This window comes from Agrobacterium larrymoorei, from assembly GCF_030819275.1.
Lineage (GTDB): Bacteria > Pseudomonadota > Alphaproteobacteria > Rhizobiales > Rhizobiaceae > Agrobacterium > Agrobacterium larrymoorei_B.
This window is the reverse complement of sequence record NZ_JAUTBL010000002.1, coordinates 432,290-455,050: the sequence shown is the minus strand read 5'-3', so window position 1 is coordinate 455,050 and position 22,761 is coordinate 432,290. Positions and strand designations below refer to the sequence as shown.

The following is a 22,761-nucleotide window of genomic DNA, read 5'->3' as shown; positions in this document are numbered from 1 at the left end:
CAGCGCGCTTTTCAAGCCACGCCGTGCATAAGCGTCGGGCGCTTCTGCTCACTGTACCGGCGGGGCGACTTAGAGGCGCCAAAGGCGGGACAGAACATCGCGGCGCGTGTCAGTGGATAAAACCAAGCCGGATAGCTTTGGCGATCGCCTGGATGCGATTAACGGAATCGAGCTTGATCGTGGCGGAGCCGAGATAAGCATTGACCGTATGAACCGACAGACCAAGCTTGGCTGCGATTTCTTCGCTGATCCGGCCATCTCCTGCCAATTGCAGGCATGCGACTTCGCGCTCGCTGAGTGCCTCCGACGGCGAGACGCGACGCTCATCCATGGCAAGGAGATCGATCATGATCTGCGTGGATTTAACGTGTTGCTCCAGCATCAGCTCATTATCGAGCAGCAGGTTTCCACCGCAGAAGATGACGAAGCCGTTGCCCATGGTCCCAAGTCTCACGGGGAAACCGACGCCGGAATAGCCGAGAACGGTGTTGTCCAGGCGAATAAGAAGGGCTGGAACATCTGGCAGGTCCGCAAAGCCCGATTCTTGCTCGCTCATCCATACGACGGGTAGCAAGGATGATTCGAGATGATCGAGGAGACGTTCTCCGAGAACCTGAACCAGTTGAGCGCTATGTTCGCCGGCGGCCAGACCCAGATTTTCAAGTTCACAGGAGAGCTTCCGCTTGTTGGGAAATCCGGCTGCGACGGCCCGCAGAACGATGAAGTTTTTGGCGCCTAAGCTTCTCTGCATCGCAACCAGTTTGGGAAACAGGTCGGAGCGAGTCACCGGGGGAACGGTTTTCGGCGTTATCGGGTGACCCGATCCCTCATTGCTCAAATCCTTGACAAAACCCATGATGCGCCCTTCAGACAAGGTTGTTGCGGACCGCGTAGGCAATGGCCTCCGAACGGGTCTTGGTTGCTGTCTTGCGCATGACGCTGGTGATGTAGTTGTTGATGGTATTGCGGGAGATGCCGAGGATCATGGCCATTTCATCGCTGGTCTTGCCTTCGGCAATCCAGAAGAGGCATTCAAGCTCTCTTTCGGTCAGATCGATATCGCGCTCGGTCTTGGTGCCCTCAACGATGCCGAAGCTTGCAAAGTAACCGGCCAGCATTCCAGCTTCACGAAGACGATCCTCTGCCGGCAGAACGCCTTCGGCAAACATCAAAAGCAACGAGAAGCGGATTCGTCCAACGCAGAAGGTAATCGTCCAGTACTGGCGGTCGATCCCTGCCGGCGCAACCGCATCGTCGGGAAGCGACAGCAGACGCGGCCTGAGCAAGGACAGGCACTTCTCCATTTCGCTGGAGCGGCTCTGTGTCCCGGTCAATTCATTGGCGAGCTTGCGCACCAGATCGAAGGGCCAGTCGGAGGTGACGATGAAGCTGAGGCTTGCCTCCTGCAGGAGGTCTTCACGGGCGAGGAGATAATGCGAAGCGCCGACATAGGATGTCAGATGCTCCATCGCAGCGACGATGTCACTTTCCGCCGCTGCGGCTGCAATCTTGCGAATGAGTTGGTTGCGGGGCAAGGGCCTCGCAATCGTTTCAGTTGGCGCAGCAGACAGCCTGCGAATATCGACATCCACTTTCAATAGCCTACGCCCTCTCGTTCCCCTGGCGGGGATGCCTAAACGGGATGGAACTCATTTCCATTCAGAAGCGCCGTTTTTGACGAACACTCCTGGTGACCGAATCGTTATACTCTAGGAGACGCTTGAAGAAATGTACCCGTCTGTAACGACCTATCCACTCTTTTTCGCGTGCACTACAACCCTGAACATATACCCGTTCGTATTTGCGCACATCCGCCTTTTCAACATCCCCCACTGAAATCGGCGATTTGATGAACAAATACTAAATTACATATGCCAACCATCTACAGCAAGAATTTTAGAATAAACGAAAAAGGCCGGAGTTGATCCAGCCTTTTTCCATCATGCAGCTTTTTCCACGGCCCATTTGCGGAGGATTTTTGCAGCGCGTTCTTCGCTGATTTCCACCATGCGCGAAAGCCTGCGTTCCGGCCCTTCGCGGACCCTGCGGTTGAAGTCGCCCTCGCCCGTGTCGCCACCAAGAAGATCGTCGGTGCTGTCGAAGCCGAAGTCCGCCCCGAAGCCTTCCATGAGACCTCCGGGAGCGCCGCCTCCCATCGCCGGAGAGAAGTCCGGCAGTTCGAGCCCAGCCGAATCCTGCGCCAGTTCCGCGGAAGTAGAGGCGCCACCTGCCGACATGGAGCGGACCACCGGTCGAATACCGAGCCAGACGACCAGGAAGGCGACCGCGACGAAGGCCAGCGAGTTGATGATGCCGGCAGAGTTGCGGCTCAGCACTTCGGTGATACCAGGGCCAGCGACGGCCTCGTCGAGAAGCTGTGTTTCGAGGAAGTCCATGGCGGTGATGGTTACCACGTCACCGCGCTCGGTCGAGGTGCCCGCAGCGGAGGTGACGATCTTTTGCATTTCCGCGAGATAGGCGTCGATCTTGGCCTGGTCGGCCGGATCGCCGATCATCTTTGCAAGGCGGCCTTTGTTGACCACGACGGCAACGGAAATCTTGTCGATCGAGTAGCCGTTGCGAACGGTCGCCACGGTCTTGGAGTTGATTTCGTAGTTGGTCTGCTCTTCCTTCTTCGCCGTCTCGTCGGACGACTTCGGACCGCCGCCACCGCTCTGCGGTGCAGCCTGCGGCACGTTCTGCTCGACCGTGGCTGCAGAATCCTGCTGGGTTTCCTGGGACTTCTGGTCTTCCTTGGTCGAGCGAACCGAACGCTCGACACGGGAGTTCGGATCGTAGACGGTTTCCTGGATCTGCTGGCTGTCGGTGTTGAGCGATGCGGTCACGCTCGAACGGAAGTTGTCCATGCCGAGGAAGGGCGCAAGCGCCTTGTCGATCTTCGCCTCAAGTTCCTGCTGCACGTTCTGCGCCAGCGTCAGGGACCGGCTCATCGCGCCATTGCTGACATCGTCGCCCGACGCCAGAAGCTGGCCCGTAGAGTCAAGAAGGGTCACGTCATCGACTTCGAGGCCGGGCACTGCGGATGCAACAAGGTGACGAATGGAAGCAGAGGCCTTTCGGCCCGCGGACGCGCTCGCCCGGATCATGACGGAGGCAGTGGGCTTCTGTTCCCCCCGCCGGAAGTTGCCGACCTCTGGCATCACGATGTGAACTCGGGCTGCCGCAATCCCGTCGATCTGCTGGATCGAGCGGCCGATCTCGCCTTCGAGAGCGCGCACCCGCGTCACTTCCTGCATGAAGGAGGTCAGACCGAGAGAGCCGACATGGTCGAACAGCTCGTAGCCGGCATTGGCGCTATCGGGCAGGCCGCGCTCGGCCAACAGCAGACGCGCCTTGCTGGTCATGCCAACTGGAACCTGAATGCTCGTTCCATCCGAGCCAACCTGAAAATCGACATTGGACTCAGCAAGCGCAATACTGATCTTGTTCAGATCCATGGTTTCCAGGCCAACATACAGCGTTTCGTAGGCCGGTTTGTTCACATAAAGAGCTGCCGCGAGAATAATTGCCATGGACAGAACGCCCACACCACCCAGCACCAAAAGCCGCGTCTGGCCAAGGGCCGCGAAGTTTTTAAAAACCTGAGGGAGTTGATTTAACAGATTCATTCTGTTCCGCACCGTCATTCATGGGTTCGAGACCTTCTGGTCCCGATGCCACCCTAGAAGACGAAGCTTGCGCGAGGATTTCCCATAGAACGGCCTGCGTCCTGTTGGACGCGCAAAGGACGCTCTATCTCCTTAATCTGCTCATCATGCTTTCCGAAAATCGCCTCCGATTTTCGGGCCGATGCTGTCGCTGACGCCGCCCTCCGGGCGGAGGGCGGGAGTACAACCGCTGAAAGTTCACTTTACGCGGCCAAGTAGGTGGAGATGACGGCTGCGACCTGATCGGATGTCAGCGCGCGCATGTGGGTGTTGAGAAGCGCCGTGACCTGGGCACTGGAGAGGCTGACCAGTGTTTCAGTGGAGAGCCCGGTGACGCCGCTGGAACTGAAAGCGGCAATGTCCTCGGTCGAAAACTTGGCAATATTCTCCTTGGAAAGCGAAGCGACCTGCGAGGCGGTCAAAGCCCCGACTTGCGCAGGCGTCAAAGCCTCGCTCTGGCTGGTGGTCAGGGACGAGATTGCGCCGGTCGTGAGACCTGAGACAGCGCCACTGCTCAAGGCGACGATCTCCTCGGTCGAGAAAAGGGCGATGTCGTCGGTACCAAGCGCTGCGGCCTGAACTGCATTGAGACCGCCAATCTGTGCGGTTGTCAGCGCAGCAATCTGGGCGGTGCCCAGTGCCACGATCTGGTTATAGCCGAAGTTGCCGATCTGGCTTGGGCTGAGAACTGCGATATCGGCGCTGGTCAGGGATGAGATAAGCGCGGTGGAGAGACCGCGGATCGCAGCTGTGCTGATCGCCGCGATATCGGTCGTCGAGAACGTCGCCATAGCCGCGGAGGAAATGCCTGCGAGGCCATCTGCGCTCAGCGCCGCAATCTGACCCGTCGAGAGGGCGTCGATCTGATCGGGCGCCATGGCAGCGATCTGTTTGCTCGTCAGCCCGGCGATGGCAGCCGTCGCGAGGCCTGCGACTTCGCCGGTCGACAGCGCCGCGATGAAGCCGGTGGACAGGCCTGCAATGGCGGAGGCGTTGATCGCAGACAGCCTCTCAGGCGTAAAGGTGTCGAGCATCTGCGATGTCAATCCCGCGATGGCGCCAGAGGTCAGCGCGTTGATCTGCGCTGTTGACAGCGCATGCACCTGCTCGAGGCTCAGCGCCCCGACCTGCTCACTGGTCAGCCCCGGAATGCTGCCGGTGCTGAATGCAAGAATCTGGGCGGTCGAAAACGCTGACAGATCGGCCGTCTTCAAGCTGGCGATCTGCTTCGAAGACAAAGCGCCGATCTGGCCGGTGGAAAGAGTAACGAGGTGATCGTGAGAGAATGCCGAAAGCTGCGTGGTGGAGAGACCGGAAATGCCAAGCGTGCTGAGCGCAGCAATTGTCTCTGCGGACAGCGATGCAATCGTTTCCGTCGACAGACCGGCAATACCCGTGGCGCTGATTGCGCCAATATCCGCCGTCGAGAAGGAGCGCAATTGGGTCGCGCTGAGCGCTCCAATCTGTCTCGATCCCAGAGCCATGACCTGGGTCGGCGTAAAAGCCTCGACCTGATCGACACTCATGGCTTTGATCTGAAGCGTCGTCAGTCCGGCAATCCCGCCAGCGCTAAAAGCGCCAACCCTGTCTGGCGATAGAAGGGCAATGGCGTCGGTCGATAATCCCGATATGGCGCTCGACGTCAGCGCCGCAAGGTCTTCAGTCGAGAAGCGGGCGATATCATCCGTCCCCATCGCCGCGATCTGCGTGAAGGTCAAGGCGCCAACCTGTGCAGGATTAAGCGCTTCGACCTGATCGGCAGACAGCGCCATGATGGACGCCGAAGAGAGCCCCGCGATGGCCGCAGTGCTCAATGCGCCAATCTGCTCGCGAGAGAGTGCGCCAATGCTTGCGGTGCCGAGAACGGCAATTTGTCGTGAGCCGAGAGCGCCTATCTGAGCCGTGGTGAGAGCTTCCAGTTGCTCTTTCTTCAAGACTGCTATCTGAGTGGTCGAAAGGCCAGCGATGCTCGCCGTTCCGAGTGTCGCGATGCGGTCCGCGGAAAGGCTGGTAAGTGTGTCGGTGGACAGGCCGGCAACCGCTGACGATGTCAACGCCGCCAGTTCCACGGTCGAGAAGGTGCCAAGATCGTCGGTACCGAGCGCGCTGACCTGAAGGGAGGTGAGGGCTGCGACCTGGGCGGTGTTGAACGCCTCGACCTGGCTCGTGTTCAAGGCCGCAATTTGATCAGAAGACAGGCCTGCAATGCCGGCGGCGCTGAGAGCGGCAATCTGTGCTGTCGTCAGGGCTGGCATGTTGGCTGTGGAGATGGCGGCCACCTGTCTGGAGCCGAGCGAGGCGATCTGCGCTGTCGTCAAGCCAACAAGCTGCGCGCTGGTCAGTGATGCCATCTGGCCTGTGGAAAGGCCTTGGATGCCACCCGTCGTTCCTAAAACGGCAATACGGTCGGCGGAGAGGCTGGCGAGTGCCGTGGTCGACAGGCCCAAGATCGCACTTGAACTCAGCGCCGCAAGCTCTGCGGTCGAGAGGACCGCCAAGTCATCCGTTCCAAGTGCGGCAACCTGCGTCGAGCTCAACAGGGCGACCTGCGACGTCTTGAGCGCTTCGATTTGCAACGTGCTCAAGCTCGAGATTTGCGCTGCGCTGAGACCCGGAATGCTGGCATCGCTCATCGCGGCAATCTGCGATGTGCTGAGAGTTGCGACGGCAGCCGTACCCAGAACGCCGATTTGGCGCGATCCGAGAGCGCCGACCTGCGACGTCGTCAGGCTACCCACCTGCGCCACGCTCAGCGCCGCAACCTGGGCGGTCGTCAAGCCGGATACCCCGGCGGTGGACAAAGCCGCGATTGCTTCCGTCGGCAGCGCGGCCAGCGTTGCAGTCGGAAGACCCGCAATCGCGCCTGAGGTGAAGGCTGCGAGATCCTTCGACGAAAACAATTTGATCTGATCGGCCGATAGCGCTGCCACCTGTAAGGAGGTCAGCGCGCCAACCTGGTCGCTGGTCAGCGCTTCTGCCTGAAGCGTGGTCAGCTTTGACACTTGAGCCGCAGAGAGACCAAGGACAGCATCCTTGCTCAAGGACGCGATCTGTTGGGTATCGAGTGTCGCGATACCTGCTGTGCCCAACGCGGCGATCTGCCGGGACGAGAGTGCGGCTACCTGTTTCGCCGTCAGTGATTTCAGCTGGTCGGCGCTCAGGACAGCGATCTGACCGGTCGTCAGTCCAGCAATTCCGGCCGGGCTGATCGCAGCCAGGTCTTCAGTGATCATTTTCGACACTGTTTCGGTGGACAGGCCGGCAACCGCCGATCCACTGATCGCGCCGAGCGCGGCCGCTGACAATGCGCTGAGATCGTCCGTTCCGAGAGCCGCGACCTGTTGGGACGTCAATGCAGCCACCTGCCTCGTCGACAAGGCAGCGATCTGGCCGGTGGTCAGCGCGGTCACCTGTCCTGTGGTAAGAGCAGCCACTGCTGCGGTCCCGAGAGCTGCGATCTGGCCGGTACTCAAGGCTGCGATCGTCTCGGTCGGCAAGGCGCCGATCATGGCAGGAGCGATGGCACCGATATCGGCCGTAGAGAATGTAGCGATGTTCTCCTTGCCGAGGACGGCAATTTGCGCCGAGGTGAGAGCGCCAACCTGAACAGCGGTCAGCGCTTCTGCCTGAAGCGTGGTGAGCTTGGCCATCTGGGTGGCCGTCAACCCCGAGACACCGTTGGTGCTGAACGCCGCCACCTGTGCTGTCGAGAGCGACGCAATGTGCCCCGTACCAAGCACCTTGACCTGATCGGCCGAGAGCGCTGCAATCTGTTTCGTTGTCAGCGAGCCGATCTGGACAGTCGACAGGACAGAAACCTGCTTTGTCGCCAAATTGCCGACTGCGCTGGCGTTCAACGCCGCGAGCTGAGCGGTGGTGAGCGCTGCCACGGCAGCGGTGGAGAGACCGCCGATCGCGCTCGATCCGATGGCGGCTATATCGCCTGTCGAAAACAAAGCAATGTCATCCGTACCGAAAGCCTCAAGCTGGTCGGCAGAAAGGGACGCGACCTGACGGGATGTCAACGCTTCTACCTGCTCCGTCTTCAGAGCGGCGACCTGTCTTGCGGAGAGGGCGGCGATCGCAGCCGTGCTGATCGCTGCGATCTGGCCTGTCGAAAGTGATGCGACTTGCGCCGTTCCCAAGGCGGCGATGTGGGACGAGGTGAAGGCAGCGATTTGGGATGTCGACAGGACGGCCAGCTGAGCAGTCGTCAAGGCAGAGATATGGTCGGCAGGAAGATTGGTGACGGCGCTCGTTTTCAACGCTGCAATCTGATCGGCGGAAAGCGCTGCCAGACCAGATGAACTAAGTGCAGCAGTCTGCATGGAATTCAGCGCTGCAACCTGTTTCGCCGTCAGCGCAGCCAGCTGGTTCGTCTTGAGTGCTTCGACCTGATCCGCCGTCAGGGCCGCGATAGCGCCAGTCGACAAGGCGGCGATCTTCTCGCTTGTCAGCGATGCTATCACAGCAGTCGACAGCCCGGAAAGGCCAGCCGCCGACAAAGCGGCTATATCATCCGTCGAAAATGTCGCGATATCCTCAAGTCCCAAAGCCGCAGTCTGCGCGGAACCGAGGGCGGAAATCTGCCTCGTGGTCAAGACGTCCACCTGAGCGGTCGAGAGTGCAGCCACTTGCTCCGCCGTCAATGTCGCTATGGCCCCGGTGCTCAGTACCGCAAGCTTGTCCGAGGACAAGGCAGCGATGACCTCTTTCGAGAGGCCCGCAACTGCCCCTGTCGCAAAAGCCTGTATGGCTGCAGTCGAAATAACGGCGATGTCTTCGGTACCAAGGCCCGCCAGTTGAGTGGATGTGAGCGCAGCAATCTGCCCCGGTGACAGCGCAGACACCTGCTCTGTCGACCACGCGCCGACCTGCTCAGAACTCAGGCCCTTCAGTGCTGTGCCAGTCAATGATTTAATCTGGTCGGTCGTCAGCTTGGCGATGGATGCCGTCGTCAAAGCTCCGACCTGAATCGAACCCAGGGCGCTGACCTGCTCTTTAGAAAGAGCGGCGATTTGGACGCTCGACAGGCTGGTCATTTGCTCAGACGTCAGTTTTGCAACAGCGCTGGGGTTGAGGCCCGCCAGCTGCCTCGTGGTCAGCGCTGCCATCAAACCCGTCGACAGACCGGGCACCGCCTTGGTGCTCAAGGCTGCAAGGGCGGCTGTCGAGAGGCCTGCGATCTGAACGGGTTTTTCAGTTCCTTCGGCGGGCAACCAGACATCTTTGACCTGATCCGGTTTTAGCGCCTCGACTTGTGCGGAGCTCATGACCGCAACTTGAGATGACGAGAGGCGAAACAACTGCGTCGACGAGAGTGCCTCGACCTGTTCCGTCGTCAACGCAGCCACTGCGGCGGTTGCCAAAGCGGCCACGCGATCCGGCGTCAGCAGGGCAATGACATCGGCGCTCAGTCCGACGACGGTCCGGGCGCTGATCGCATTGATATCTGCCGTAGAGAAAGAATTGATATCCGCGCCATCGAGAACCGAAAGCTGGGCAGAGGTCATAGCCCTGACCTGAACGGAGGTCAGAGCCTCCAGCTGCGATGGCTTTAAATTGTCAACTTGGGCCGTCGTCAGATTTGCAACGGCTTCGGTGCTGAGCGCGGCGATTTGCTCATTTGTCAAAGCAGCGATGTCTTCAGCCGCAAGCGACTTGATCTGAGCAGCCTTCAAGGCATTGAGCTGGATGGTCGTGATCGATTTGAGCTGGTCTGACGTCAAAGCCTTGAGCTGGTCGGTGGAGAGGGCCGAAAAGGCGGCGGTCGACAATTTTGCGATTTGGTTCGTGGTTAGACCTTCGATCGCTGCGGTGCTGACGCCCAGGATCCCTCTTGTCGAGATGGCGGCAATTTCATCCTCAGTAAACGTCGCGATGTCGTCGGCGTGGAGCGCCGTCATCTGGCTGGAACTGAGGACTTTGATCTGCGAGGCGGTCAAGGCTTCGACCTGGTCTACCGAAAGTGCGCCGATCTGCTCGACGCTCAGTCGTGATATAATCGCCGTGCTCAGGCCTTTCACCTGATCGGTCGTAAAGGCCTTAATGACTTCGATGCTGAGGCCCGGCATCGCCTTGGCGGAGAGCGAGCCGATCGCCGATGTGTTGAGCGCCTGGATCTTCTCTGAGCCCAGCACCGCAACCTGAGTGGATGAGAGTGCCGCGACCTGGCTGCTGGTGATTGCGCCTAGCTGCGCTGAAGTCAGCGCATCGATCTGGTCGGTGCTAAGCTTCGAAAATGCCGCACTACTCAGCGCTGCAATATTCGTTGTCGTCAGCGTCTCCAGGATGGCCGTGCTAAGGCCAGCCGCCGCGGCGCTGGTGATAGCGGCGATATCGGCAGTCGAGAAGGTGGCGATCTGCGCCGATGTGAGCGCAGCGACCTGATTGGAGTTCAACGCCTTAACCTGCAACGGCACGAAAGCCTCGACCTGGGCAGTTGAAAGCTTCTCAAGCTGTTCGGCGGTCAGGCCGGTGATCGCTCGGGAGGAGAGTGCTGGAATCTGTCCAGTGGTGAAGGCGGCGATGGAGTCCGTGCTCAAGGCTGCCACCTGGGCCGAGGTCAGAGCCTTGACTTGTGCCGAGGTTAAAGCGGTCAGTTGCGCGGTGGAGAACGCGCTGATTTGCTCCGTCGACAGCGACGCGACTGCGGTCGTAGATAGCCCTTGGATCGCACCGGCCGTCAGATTGCCGATGTCCTCTGCATCGAATGCCGCAAGCTGTGTGGGCTTCAGCGCCCCCAACTGCAGCGACGTCAGAGCCTTCACCTGAGTTGCACTCAGGGCTTCGAGTTGAGCCGTTGTCAGACGGGGTATCGCCTTCGGACTGATTGCCGCAATCTTCTCGGACGATAACGCCGCGAGCAATTCAGGCGTCAGCCCCGGGATAGCACGGCTGGAGATTGCCGCAATATCTTCCGTGGAGAATGTCTTGATGTCTTCCGGGCTCATCATCGCCAGTTGATCGGAGGTCATCGATGCGACTTGGGACGACGTCAAAGCTTCGGCCTGCGCGCTTGTCAGTCCCTCTACCTGTTCGGCCGTCAAGGCACCGACCTGTCTGCCGGTGAGGCTTGAAATCGAGATACTGTCCAGGACCGCCAGTTGAGCAAGCGTCAGCCCAATGATGGCGTTGGTAGACACTGCGCTGAGTTGGCTTGGGTTGAAGGCCTTGACGTCCTCGGTATCCAGCGCGGCCACTTGATCGGAAGAGAGGGCTTTGATCTGCTGCGAGGTGAGAAAAGAGATGTCCTCGGTGCTCCAGGCAGCGACCTGATCTGGCGTGAGACTTCTGATCTGGTTGATGCTCAGCGAAGATACGATCGATGTCATTGATAAACCTGACCAAAGCTCAGACGGGCAGTGTGCCCCTCTATTCTACCTCGGATACATCCCATCGACGGAATACGTCCGGCTATAACAATCCTAGGTGTAGTTGCTTGTGCGAAACTGTCAGCTTTCGGAAGGACCGCCTCTATCACAGTGGAGGGTTGAGAAAGGCCGGCATGCGTTGTTGCTTGTTGCGGATGGACAGAAACAGTCGCGCGGTATCCAGCGCCTCTCGGATGGTCACATCCATGTCGAGATATCGGTACGTGCCCAGTCGTCCCACAAAGCTGATGCTGTCTTCGGCGTTCGCAAGAGCGACATAGTCGGCCAGCTGTTCTTTTTCCTTCACCAGTCTGATGGGGTAATATGGTGTGTCGTCGGGACCGCATTCGCGGGCGAATTCGCGGTAGCAGACCGATCCTTCATGCTTCTCCCACGGCGAAAAATGCTTGTGTTCGGTGATGCGGGTATAGGGAATAGACGTTTCGCCGTAATTCATCACCGCGCAGCCCTGATAGTCGCCCTCATAGGTGAAACGTTCGAAATCCAGGGGTGCGATAGCCGAGACGGCCTTTCGCGTAGTCGAAGTATCCGTCCAGCGCACCCGAATAGAAGGTGTGGTCGTAGTTGTCCTTGTCCGCCCGTTCGAAACCGGTCTTCAGCCGGATCGTGATGCCCGGATGATCGAGGATGCCGTCCACCATTTCGGTGTAGCCGTTTTCCGGCATGCCTTGATATTTGTGGAAGAAATAGTCGTCGTCATAGTTGAAGCGGACCGGCAGGCGCTTGAGGATGGAGGCTGGCAGATCCTTCGGCGAGCAGCCCCACTGCTTTTGCGTGTAGCCCTCGAAGAACGCCTCATAGAGGCCGCGTCCGACAAAGCGCAGCGCCTGTTCCTCGAAGGTCTGCGGATCGGTAATAGACGTATCGGCCTGCTCTTCGATGAAGGCTTTCGCCTCATCCGGGCGCAGGGTCTTGCCAAAGAACTGATTGATCGTATGCAGATTGACCGGCAGGGAAAAAACCTGGCCGCGGCTCGTCGTCTTCACCCGGTTTTTGTAGGGTTTGAAGGTCTGGAAGCGGTTGACGTAATCCCAGACTTCCGCATCGTCGGTGTGGAAGATATGCGGGCCGTAGACATGCACCATGACGCCGGTCTCAGTGTCGCGCTCGGTATGGCAGTTACCCGCAACATGCTCCCGCCGGTCGAAAATGACGACCTCGTGACCGGCTTCCGCCAATTCACGGCCGATCACCGCACCGGAGAGCCCGGCGCCTACGATTGCAATTTTCTGTCGGGACACGGCGGCTCTGCCTTTGTTCAAGGGGTGGCGGATGCTTGCGTCGTCCACAAGCGGTTGTCATGATAGAGGGGCGAGAAGCCGTTCCAGTCCCGCAGCTTTTGAACATAACGATCGCGGTAGGTTGCCTCATCGACGTATTCGAGGTTCTCCGAGACAAGCTCGCTGCCGATCTCGTAATAGACATCGAGATTGCGAAGATCGGGGACAGGCGTTTCACCCCGTTCGGCTTCGCCCTGCATCTGCCAGTATAGATCTTCGAGCCTTCGCGCGGTGCCAGGAATATCGCGCAGGACACTCGTCTCCCGTTCCGCTTCCAGCTTCTTCCTTACGGCCTTCAGGCTTGCAGGCGTCTTTGCAAAAGCAATCGCCTTGGCGACATAGTCCTCGGGGCCGGCGCAGATAAGCTCCGAACAACCCGTTGCGGCAACGACGCTGCTGCAGAAGCGCGCAGGGAAGGACTTGCCCGGGAATGTCAGAACCGGAAGACCGACAGTTAACGCATCCGCTGCGGTCGAGTGGGCGCCATAGGGGAACGTATCGAGGAAAAGATCTGCCACCGCGATGCGGGCAAGGTGCATGGCGTTTGCAGCTTTCGGCGCGAAGAGAAGCCGCTCCGGCGCAATCCCAGCCGCCTCTGCCAGATCGCGCAGGCGCTGATCGGTCTTGTCGCCACCGGTCAGGAGCCAAAGGATGCTGCCCGGGGTCTCGTTCAAAATGCCCATCCACTGCGTGAAGGTGGAGGGCGTGATCTTCTGCATGCCATTGAAGCAGGCAAAGACGAAAGCGTCTTCCGGCAAGCCAGCCTCCTGGCGCGACGGGCGCTCCGCGATGACGCGCTTGCGGTCAAGCGGCTGATTGCAGGCAATCCGCAGCACCTTTTCCGTATAATAGATTTCGCTTTCCTCCGGCACGATGACCTCGTCGGCAATCATGTACTGGTGGAAAGGCGTCGCCATTGAGCCCGGATAGCCGCAGAAATTGACGATGACGGGTGCGGGACGATAGGCGAAAATCTTAGTGCGGGCGTGCTTGGTGTAGCCGTTCACATCGATCAGAATGTCGATCTCGTCGCTGGCGATCTGCCGGGCGGCGGCTTCATCGGAGAGCTTGGCGACGTCGCGCCAGCAATCGACGACCGCTTTCATCCGCGCCTGTGTCGGATCGTTCGCGACCGCTTCGCCGCAGTAATAGGCGTAGATTTCGACACGCGCCTTGTCATGTAGTTCCAGCACTTCCCTCAGTGCAAAGCCAACGGCGTGATCGCGCAGGTCCGACGACACGTAACCGACACGCAGCCTTTGGCCGGTTCCCGTTTTCTGCCGGACGGTGGGCCGGGGGAAATCTCTGATATCCGGTCGCCCGACGAGCGTCTTGCCATATTGATGAGCGTTGGCCAGTTGGAAGATCGGATCGTCGGCATAGCAGCCAAGCGTCAGCGGCGGCATGGCATCGATCATCTGCCGCTGGGTGACGTGAATGGAGGGCGTGAGGACCGGCCACTTGCATTGCCGCTGGCGCAGAGCGCTCCAATGCTGTCCCGATTCCAGTTTGTGCGGGCGAAGCTCCATGGCTTGCCAAAGAGCTGCCTCCGCCTCTTCCATCAGTCCGGCATTTTCCATCACGCGACCGATGTGCTGCAGCGCCAGATGGCGATAGAGAAGCTGGTCCGGCGTCGTCTCAGATGTTTTCTCCGCAAAGCCTTGCCACTGCTGAATGGCAAGCGTCGCCATCCCGGCATCCTCATAGGCAAGGCCGAGATTGATATGGGCGGGACCGAACATCGGATCGTGTTTCAACGCCGCCTGCATGGCGGTGATGGCGCCTGCAACATCGTCCATCTGCCGCAACAGAACGGAGAAATTGAAGCAGACCATATGCTGGGCAGGATGCGGCTCATTGAAGGCGAGCCAGGTCTTGTAGAGTTCTGCCGCCTCTTGGCGATTGCCTTGCGCCGTCAGCGTTTCCGCGAATTTCAGCAGGTCTACCAGCGAAAGGCGCTGGGTTCTTGCAAGCTCCAGCAAAGTCGGGAGGAGCGAATTCTGGGCCGTGCCGCCAATCGATGCATTCATTGCATTCAGAACCTTCAAACCGGCCGCACCGCCGGAGGCGGCACCATGGCCGTGATAGACTGGAGATCAATTATACAATGAAGCTTGTGCCGCGCTTTACGCCTGGATGGCGGAAGATACAGCCTTCGCGCCGGAGAAGCGCCCAATGCGCGATGTCATTGGCGAGGCTTTTAATCACTGGATTTGCCTGGAATTTCACACGGAAAACGCATCAAATGACGATGGCCGCGCCGCCCCAGGAAGCTCTCACAACTCATCGAGGCTATCGTTCAGCGTCTCTATCTTGCGCAAGCGTTTGCGTCCAGAAAGGCCGGCTTTTTCAAGACAACGCGTGATCAGCAAATGGCAGAGCGCCATGACAGCCGTGTGGTTGAACAGCGGGCCCGGCGCGAGTGTCTGGCATCGGAAATGCCAGGTGGCGCCGCTATGGCCGGGAGCCCCTTCGTCGGTCACATAGATGAGCTTGGCCTCCGACGCCCTGACATGGTCAAGGATGATATCGATCTGGGCCACGCGACGTCGCATGGCAAACATCACGACGATATCGGATTCCTGCATACTGGCGAAATATTCACCGAGTGTCTGGCCGGGGCCGGGTATGACAACGATATGTTCAATGACCTGCGTCAGTTGCCATTGCAAATAGGCAGCGAAAGGCTGGCTGCTGCGAAATCCGATCACCCAGACTTTACGCGCCTGAAGCAGACAATCGGCGGCACTCTCTATCTGTCGGTCAGATATGGCGAGAAATGTCGCCTCGATATTTGCAATGTCTTGCGCAGCATGCGCTTGAACCGACTGCATCGTTTCACTGTCGTCGGAGCGTTCTAGGAAGAGGCGCGAGCCGGTCTGCTTCTCCTCGCGCGCATGACGCCGCGCCTCCTCATAATTGTCGTATCCAAGCCGTTGGATAAACCGCGTGACGGTCGCTTTCGAGACGTGCGCCAAGGCAGCAAGCTCTTGGGCGGAATAGCTGGCAAGCTCGCCGGGGAAATCGCAAATGAATTCGCCAATGCGTTTTTCAGCGGGATGAAGATCCGGAAGCGCTTGCCTCACTCGAAACAGAAACGATTTTTCCTTTACCACAGCGTGCTCCGGCAAACGGGCGATGGGTGACTTTCCGCTGCCCGCACGAAGCTTGCAACAAAAAACGACGCGCCGATAAAGACGCTCGAGAGGCAGCCTCAACCATGGACGGTCGATGACTGCCCTTCAGGAAGCGCTCGAACCATCCACTCCACCGCCGACCTGATCGGCGCGATGACTGGAGCGGGAAAGATGCGCTGCAACTCTTCCGCTGCCTGTCCGAGAGGTCCCCCGCCAATAATCACAGCCTCAGCCCCATCCTCTTCGAAACATTGACGCACGGCGACTTCCAGCGCTGCAAGCAATGCGTCGGGTGTGGAGGCGAGCTGCTGCGGATCACCTGCCGTCAGCCTCGTTCCGGTAAACAGAGATGCGACGCCAAGAGCCTTTGTCTTGGCAAAGAAACTTTCCACGAGGTCCGGCGTGACTGTGGCAATGCCGAAACGCCGCCCGTGAGCGGACGCTTCCATCATGCTTGCCTGACATATGCCAACACATGGCAAGCCAGACATCTCGGCAAGCCGCTCCAGCCCCGGATCGCCGAACGCGCAGACAATGAGGCCATCACAGCGACCGGCAAGCTCCAATCCCATGGAAATCACGCCGTCTTCGGCAGCCGCGAGCTCTTCCTCATCAAGGATCATCGATACCCCTCGCCTTGCCGTCAGACCTTCAATAACAAAGCCGCCTGGCAGGTAGAGACGCGCAATATCCGTCATCATCGCAGTCGTTGCCTGCGATGTGTTGGGGTTGATCAATCCTATGCGTTTCATGATTTTCGAGGTGCCGCCGAGACACCCGCCCTTCTCAATCCGGTCTGTTTTTGAGCCAGCATCCCCATGCAGAGACGATCAATGTGCGAGAACACAGGCCACTTGCGTATCGGCAGATAGCGGAACAAGCGGAGGAACGCGCGAACGACACTTTTCCCGCACCAACTCGCAGCGCGGCGCGAAGGCGCATCCCGGCGGCATGGCTGCAAGATCCGGCGGCGCGCCGGGAATGGTGATCAGCCGGTCGCGACCTTCGGCCAGTTCAACGCGCGCGCCCAGCAAGCCCTTGGTATAGGGATGGTGCGGATTTCGGATAAGATCGCCGACACGTCCTTCCTCGACGATACGTCCGGCATACATTACGGCAATGCGGTCTGCGACTTCCGCCGCAACGCCGATATCATGCGTCACGAAGATGACCGATAGGCCATATTCCTTCTGCAACTCGCGGATCAGCAGCAAGATCTGAATCTGTACCGTCGCATCGAGCGCCGTGGTCGGCTCGTCTGCCAACAGCACCTTCGGATTGCAGGCAAGCGCCATGGCAATCATCGCACGCTGCAACATGCCGCCCGACATTTCATGCGGATAATTGGCAAGGCGCCGCTCCGGCGAAGGAATGCGAACCTTCTGAAACAGAGCAAGGGCGCGTTGCTTGGCGACAGCGTGCGAGACGTTCTCATGGCGCATGATTGTCTCTTCGATCTGGCTGCCCACCGTATAGACCGGATCGAGCGCCAGACGCGGTTCCTGAAACACCATGGAGACCATGGCGCCCCTCATATCGGACAGGGCGCGGCTGGAAAGCCCCATAATGTCGCGCCCATCGACCGACATGGCGCCCTCGATAAGGGTTCCCTTGGGATGAAGCCGCAAAAGCGAGCGCATCGTCACGCTCTTGCCTGAGCCGGATTCCCCCAGCAGGGCCACCACCTCGCCTGGCTTGACGACCAAGTTGACGCCGTTGACGGCCTTGACGGATTTGCCGCCACGCCGAAACGTGACCGACAGGTTGCGAATATCAATCATATTGTCGTTCTGCATCGTCATGCCTCCGTCAGCACTGGTGCGCGGCTGTGGCCGGAACCGGGTTTTGCCATCAGGCAGGCGGCTGCCTGACTCGGCGACATCTCTGTCAGCGGCGGCACTGAGCGTTGACAGACATCCTCAGCAAAGCTGCAGCGGGTGTGGAAGCGACAGCCGGAAGGCGGATCGATGGGGTTGGGCGGATCACCCGTGAGCGGCGGCGCTTCCGTGCGTTCTGCGGGGTCGATTTTCGGCATTGAGGCCAGAAGCGCTGCCGAATAGGGGTGACCGGTATTGTCGTATATGGCGTCACGGCTTCCGACTTCCGCCACCTTGCCGAGATACATGACCATGACCCTATCGCACATGAAGCGAACGACATTGAGGTCGTGGGAGATGAACAGATAGGTCAGGCCGAAATCGCGCTTGAGGTCGAGCAACAGGTTGAGCACCTGCGCTTCCACCGATTTGTCGAGGGCCGAGACCGCTTCATCCAGGATGACGAGGCGCGGCTTGAGCGCCAGAGCGCGGGCGATGTTGACACGCTGGCGCTGACCGCCGGAAAGCTCATGCGGATAGCGCCCGGCAAAACGCGATGGCTCGAGACCGACGCGGTGCAACAGATCATGGGCTGTGGCAATCGCCTTTGTGGCCGGTGTGCCATGAACCTGCGGTGCGAAGGCGATGGATTCCTCGATCGTCAGTCTAGGATTGAGCGAGGCGTAACTGTCCTGAAATACCATCTGCACCTGACGGCGGTAGGCGGAAAGCGGCAAGGCGCCGCCGACCGTTTCGCCGTCGAAGAGGATTTCACCCTGGTCGGGTACGATCAGTTGCATGAGAAGCCGTGCCGTCGTCGATTTGCCGCAACCGCTTTCACCGACAACGCCCAGTGTCTCGCCTTTCAGGATATCGAAATCCACACCATCGACGGCGCGCACCACCTTCTTCGGCTTGAGGAAACCGCTTCCTTTGACGGGAAAGTGCTTCAGAAGCCCACGGGCGGAAATCAGCGGCTGAACCGGGCCGCCCCTTTCTCCGATGGGCAGTTCAAGGCTTGGTGTTCCAACGACTTTCATCATGCCTTCACGTCCATGGCTGTGCGCAGCCCGTCTGAGAAAAGGTTGAAGCAGATCGAGGTGATAAAGATCATCACGCCGGGCAATGCCGCAACGAGTGGGTTTGTATAGATGGCCGTGCGCAGCGTGTTCAGCATCAGCCCCCATTCGGCATCGGGCGGACGCACGCCAAGCCCGAGGAAGGAGAGACCCGACGCAAGGATCATCGATACGGAAATCAGGCTCGTTGCGAAGACGAAGATCGGTCCGAGCACGTTGCCAAGAATATGGACCCTGACGATGGTGAAGGCGGGAGCCCCGGAAGCGCGGGCGGCATCCACATAGTCCAGCTTGCGGACCTGGGTGGTGACGCTTTCTGCGACACGGGCGATCTGCGGGATGAAAACGACCGTGAGGGAAACGAGCGCATTGGTCAGGCCGGAGCCAAGCGCGCCGGACAGTGCAACCGCCAGCAGCACCGAAGGGAAGGCGTAGAACACGTCGATGGTCCGCATGATCAGCGTGTTGGTCACCCCGCCCGCGTAGCCGGCGATAATGCCGATCGCCGAACCGATGACAAAGGCGATGGGTACGGGGATGACGCCCATGAGAAGCGACAGCCGCGCGCCGTAGATGAGGCGTGAAAGCATGTCACGTCCAAGCTCGTCGGTGCCGAGGATATAGCCGGGTGTTCCGATGGGCTTGAGTCTGCGGATCACGCTGCCCTTCGCCGGATCGTAGGGCGCCAGATAAGGCGCGAAAATGGCCATGAGGATGAGAAGGACGAGGATCGCAAGCGCCACCATGGCAACGGGATCACGACGAAGGCGTGTGAGAACGCCGTTCCAGAAGCCGGGGGACTTGGCGATTTTCTCGACGGGAATTGCGGATGCTTCGGCTATTGCGGCCATTGTCAGCTCCTCTGGATGCGCGGATCGATGGCGCTTTGCAACACGTCGACAATGAGGTTGAGAACGACGAAGAACATGGCAAGCACGAGGATGGTGCCTTGCAGGATCGGCAGGTCACGCGTGAAGATCGCGCCGTTCAGCAGGAACCCGGTACCCGGCCATGAAAATACGGTTTCGATGAGGATCGAGCCACCGAGAAGGTAACCCAGTTGCAGCCCCATGACAGAGAGAGCGGTTGGGGCGGCATTGCGCACCACATGGCGCAGGATACGCCCGCTCATCAGACCCTTGGCAGCCAGTGCCAGCGTAAAGTCTTGCGCATATATATCTGCCACCAGCGAGCGAATGGTGCGGGCGATGATGCCCATGGGAATGACGGACATGGTGACCGCCGGCAGGACGAGATACTGGATGTAATCCCAGCTGAAACTGCGGCCGGCAGACCCACCCGGCCCGCCTCCCATCGCCGGAAGCCAACCAAGCGTCACGGAAAAGGCGATGACCAGCACCATGCCGAGCCAGTAGTGCGGCACGCTGACGCCAAGCATCGAGATGCCGGAGGCGATGCGATCGACCCATCCGCCGCGAAACACGCCGGCGAGAAAGCCGAGGGTCGCTCCACCCACAAACCCGATCACCGCCGCAGACACGGCGAGAATGATCGAATTGATGGATGCGTCGATGATCTCGCCGAGAACAGGCCGTCCCGTAGCGATCGAGGTGCCGAGATCGCCATGCAGCGCATGCCACATCCAGATCGCGTATTGTAAAGCCAGGGGACGGTCCAGACCGTAGAAAGCGCGCATTTGCGCCTGCATCTCAGCCGAAGCATCCGACGGAAGAATGGCGGCCAGCGGATCTCCGGGAGCGATATGGATGAGCATGAAACAAACCATGCTGACGCCAATCGCCACCGGGATGACGTGCAGCAGTCGCTTGAGCGCGTAGAGAAGCATGAAATCCTCTTGGTATTCGTGGCAAAGATCGGAAACGGCAGGCCGGGCAACAACCCGGCCTGCTATCGCTTTGGATCAGGGATCGACGGTGACCGGCGAGAAGTCCTGGAACCAGTTCTGTGCCTGCACGAAGCCCTTCACCTTTTTCGACATTGCGCGTGGGTTGACGTCATGCGTGACCATCAGGAACAGCGCTTCATTGACGTATTTTTCGTGGATCTTCCTCAGCACCTTGTCCTGTTCCGCTGCGTCGAAGGTGTTGCGCACTTCGGCGAACAGCGCATCCATTTCGGGGTCGCAGTAATAGCCCCAGTTCGTGCCATTCGGCGGAGCAAGGTTGCACTGCGATTGACGGATCAGCGCCGTGAAGGGGTCCTGAATGAAGTAGCTGTAGTTGACGGCGGTGGCGCCCTTCGCGCTCGGATCCTTGGCTCCCGCGCGCCAGATGTTGATGACCGTATTCCAGTCCGCAACCTCATATTCGACGTTGATGCCGATTTCCGCCAGCGTCTGCTGGATATATTCGTTCATGGCCAGCGGCAGCATCTGCCCAGAACCCGATGAGGAGATGACGACCTTGGTGTTGATCGGCTTGTCTGGACCGTAACCGGCCTCGGCCATCAATTTCTTGGCCTCCTCGATATTGTACTCCAGCTTGAATGTCGGATTGCCGAACCACTGATGGCCGGGGGGCAGGTATCCCTGTGCCGGGACGGAAAGACCGCCGAGCAGCTCGTTGATCCCCTCGCGGTCCACGGCAAGATTGGCGGCCTTGCGAACGCGCACGTCGTTCCAGGGCGAGCCTTCGACACGCGACAGGTGCCAGGTCCAGTTATGTGGATAGGAATTGGTGACGATGTTGAAGCCCGCTTCCTTCAAAGATTTGACGGAATCGGGCGCTGGCGCCTCGATCCAGTCGACCTGACCGGAGCGCAGGGCGGCCACACGGGTATTGGGTTCGGGAAGAGGCACGAGAACCAGCTTGTCCAGCTTCGGCACGCGCGCCTTGTCCCAGTAGTCCTTGTTCGGTGTCAATTCTGCACGCTCACGCGGCGTAAAACCGTTTTCCAGCTTCCATGGTCCGGTACCGGATGGCTTCTGGGCGACGGCATCCCAGTTCTTACCCTGTGCTTCCCAGTTCGCGGGCGAGGACATGAGGATCCAGCTCAGCTGATAGGGCAGTGTCGCATCGGGCGTTTTGGTGGTGATTTCAACCGTCAGCGGATCGATGACCTTGTAAGAGGCCACGGCGGGAATACGCGATTTGCCCTGCGCCGACTGGCGCTTGTCGAACTGCGGTGAATCCGGCACGAGAATCTTGTCGAGGTTCCAGACGACAGACGCCGCATCGAAATTGCTTCCATCGTGGAACTTCACGCCTTCGCGCAGTTTGAATGTCCACTTGGTCTTGTCAACGGGGTCCACGGACCAGGATGTGGCAAGGGATGGAATGAGGGTCGATGGTTTGTCGGCGCTCGACAGGTCCCATTCGATCAGAGCGTTGTAGAGCGTGTAACCCATGAAACGCTGGCCCTCGCCGCCCTGATCGGTCTGCCCGGTGGTCAGGGGTATATCGGAAGCCGTCATGCCAATGCGGAGCGTCCCTTCGGCCAAAGTTTCGCTTGCGGTCATGGCCAGAAACGCCAATGCAGCAGAGCCCATCAACCGGGCGCGGCGCAATTTCTCGATAATGCCTGCAGCTCCGGGTGCTTTTCTGAAATCGTGTGTCATGCGTTCCCTCTCGTTCGATACGCTGAGTATGTCTCAGTCGGGATACGCAATGCAGGTTTCGTGCCAGATTATATGAAACTGTAGTTTCATATGTTTTTCAAAAAGTTACGTTTCCGCTGCATTCCCACGAATGCTCAGCGTCCAAAAAACCTGCTGTCATCGAATGCGGCGGGAAGAAAGAATGCCTAAAAATGGCTTCTTAGACAAAGAAGCTCAGACATCTGTCACAGGCGCGGATTTTACGACGCTCGGGATTGTGCAAGCCGCTTCCGGCTTAGTGACGGATAACGCATCGTGAGTTATGCGATGTGGCTCAGCGGCTGGCTTCGATCGAGGAAAGACATTGTTTTCCTGCGCAACGGCATCGCCCCGAAAATCGGAATCGATTGTCGGAAAAGAACGATGCGTCCTTTCAAAAGCAAGAGGCGTCCTTGTGCTTCAAAAGCATGCACGCCGCTCTAAAACAGATCGAAATCGCCGGATGCCTTATCGATCGGCTGAGAGTGTCCATGACGCAGGCCAGCGCCAAGCGCCTTCTGCATTTCGGCGAGCTTGACGAGGCTGAGAGCCGTCGTCACGTCCACGGCCCATTCGGCCGGAATGGAGCCCGTGATCGTATCGATGAACTCTGCAAGTCCTCGGGCCTTCTGGACGGCAAGATCGATGCCCTGCAAGAGCTTCAATCCGTCATCGGTGACCGCACCATTGGTGGCCTCCAGAAGCTGCGGCTCGATGCGCTCAATCAGATAGGCAACATCATGCAGTTCTGAGACGACCCGCATCAGGATCGTGGGCAAAGCCTCTTCAAACATTTCAGGTCCAGCACGCTCAGCGATATGCATAGGCAA

At 59.2% G+C, this 22,761-nt stretch carries 13 protein-coding genes and 1 pseudogene; all 14 read right to left on the bottom strand.

All coding sequences use genetic code 11. The features are described from left to right. Positions 1 to 109: 109 nt before the first annotated feature. Positions 110 to 856, bottom strand: a complete 747-nt coding sequence (gene visR / locus QE408_RS10725) for a transcriptional regulator VisR (protein WP_373465537.1) — start codon at positions 854 to 856, stop codon at positions 110 to 112. Between the two features lie 10 nt (positions 857 to 866). Continuing rightward, complete coding sequence (gene visN, locus QE408_RS10720; RefSeq protein ID WP_373465536.1) at positions 867 to 1,598, bottom strand: transcriptional regulator VisN; 732 nt, start codon at positions 1,596 to 1,598, stop codon at positions 867 to 869. Positions 1,599 to 1,940: 342 nt separating this feature from the next. Beyond that, on the bottom strand, positions 1,941 to 3,629 hold the full coding sequence (gene fliF / locus QE408_RS10715) for a flagellar basal-body MS-ring/collar protein FliF (protein ID WP_306930990.1): 1,689 nt from the start codon (positions 3,627 to 3,629) through the stop codon (positions 1,941 to 1,943). Between the two features lie 242 nt (positions 3,630 to 3,871). Next, complete coding sequence (locus tag QE408_RS10710) at positions 3,872 to 11,002, bottom strand: hypothetical protein (RefSeq protein WP_306930989.1); 7,131 nt, start codon at positions 11,000 to 11,002, stop codon at positions 3,872 to 3,874. Positions 11,003 to 11,147: 145 nt separating this feature from the next. Further along, a pseudogene (gene glf, locus QE408_RS10705) lies at positions 11,148 to 12,303 on the bottom strand (UDP-galactopyranose mutase). A gap of 17 nt (positions 12,304 to 12,320) precedes the next feature. Next, on the bottom strand, positions 12,321 to 14,372 hold the full coding sequence (locus QE408_RS10700; protein WP_306930987.1) for an O-linked N-acetylglucosamine transferase, SPINDLY family protein: 2,052 nt from the start codon (positions 14,370 to 14,372) through the stop codon (positions 12,321 to 12,323). A 246-nt stretch (positions 14,373 to 14,618) separates the two neighbouring features. Next, positions 14,619 to 15,458 (bottom strand): MurR/RpiR family transcriptional regulator, encoded by an 840-nt coding sequence (locus QE408_RS10695; protein WP_306930985.1) that lies wholly within the window; start codon positions 15,456 to 15,458, stop codon positions 14,619 to 14,621. 98 nt (positions 15,459 to 15,556) lie between these two features. After that, positions 15,557 to 16,231, bottom strand: coding sequence for an aspartate/glutamate racemase family protein (locus QE408_RS10690; protein ID WP_306930983.1), 675 nt, complete (start codon positions 16,229 to 16,231; stop codon positions 15,557 to 15,559). Positions 16,232 to 16,309: 78 nt separating this feature from the next. Next, positions 16,310 to 17,275, bottom strand: coding sequence for an ABC transporter ATP-binding protein (locus QE408_RS10685; protein ID WP_373465535.1), 966 nt, complete (start codon positions 17,273 to 17,275; stop codon positions 16,310 to 16,312). 2 nt (positions 17,276 to 17,277) lie between these two features. Beyond that, positions 17,278 to 18,339, bottom strand: a complete 1,062-nt coding sequence (locus QE408_RS10680) for an ABC transporter ATP-binding protein (protein ID WP_306930979.1) — start codon at positions 18,337 to 18,339, stop codon at positions 17,278 to 17,280. Then, on the bottom strand, positions 18,336 to 19,226 hold the full coding sequence (locus tag QE408_RS10675; protein ID WP_306930976.1) for an ABC transporter permease: 891 nt from the start codon (positions 19,224 to 19,226) through the stop codon (positions 18,336 to 18,338). The genes QE408_RS10680 and QE408_RS10675 overlap by 4 nt, the downstream gene beginning before the upstream one ends. A gap of 2 nt (positions 19,227 to 19,228) precedes the next feature. After that, entirely contained in the window at positions 19,229 to 20,182 is a 954-nt protein-coding gene (locus QE408_RS10670; protein ID WP_306930974.1) for an ABC transporter permease, read from the bottom strand. Between the two features lie 75 nt (positions 20,183 to 20,257). Further along, on the bottom strand, positions 20,258 to 21,844 hold the full coding sequence (locus QE408_RS10665; protein WP_373465578.1) for an ABC transporter substrate-binding protein: 1,587 nt from the start codon (positions 21,842 to 21,844) through the stop codon (positions 20,258 to 20,260). Between the two features lie 527 nt (positions 21,845 to 22,371). Beyond that, a complete protein-coding gene (cheT, locus tag QE408_RS10660; protein ID WP_306930972.1) occupies positions 22,372 to 22,755 on the bottom strand; it encodes a chemotaxis protein CheT in 384 nt (127 codons plus the stop codon). Positions 22,756 to 22,761: the final 6 nt, after the last annotated feature.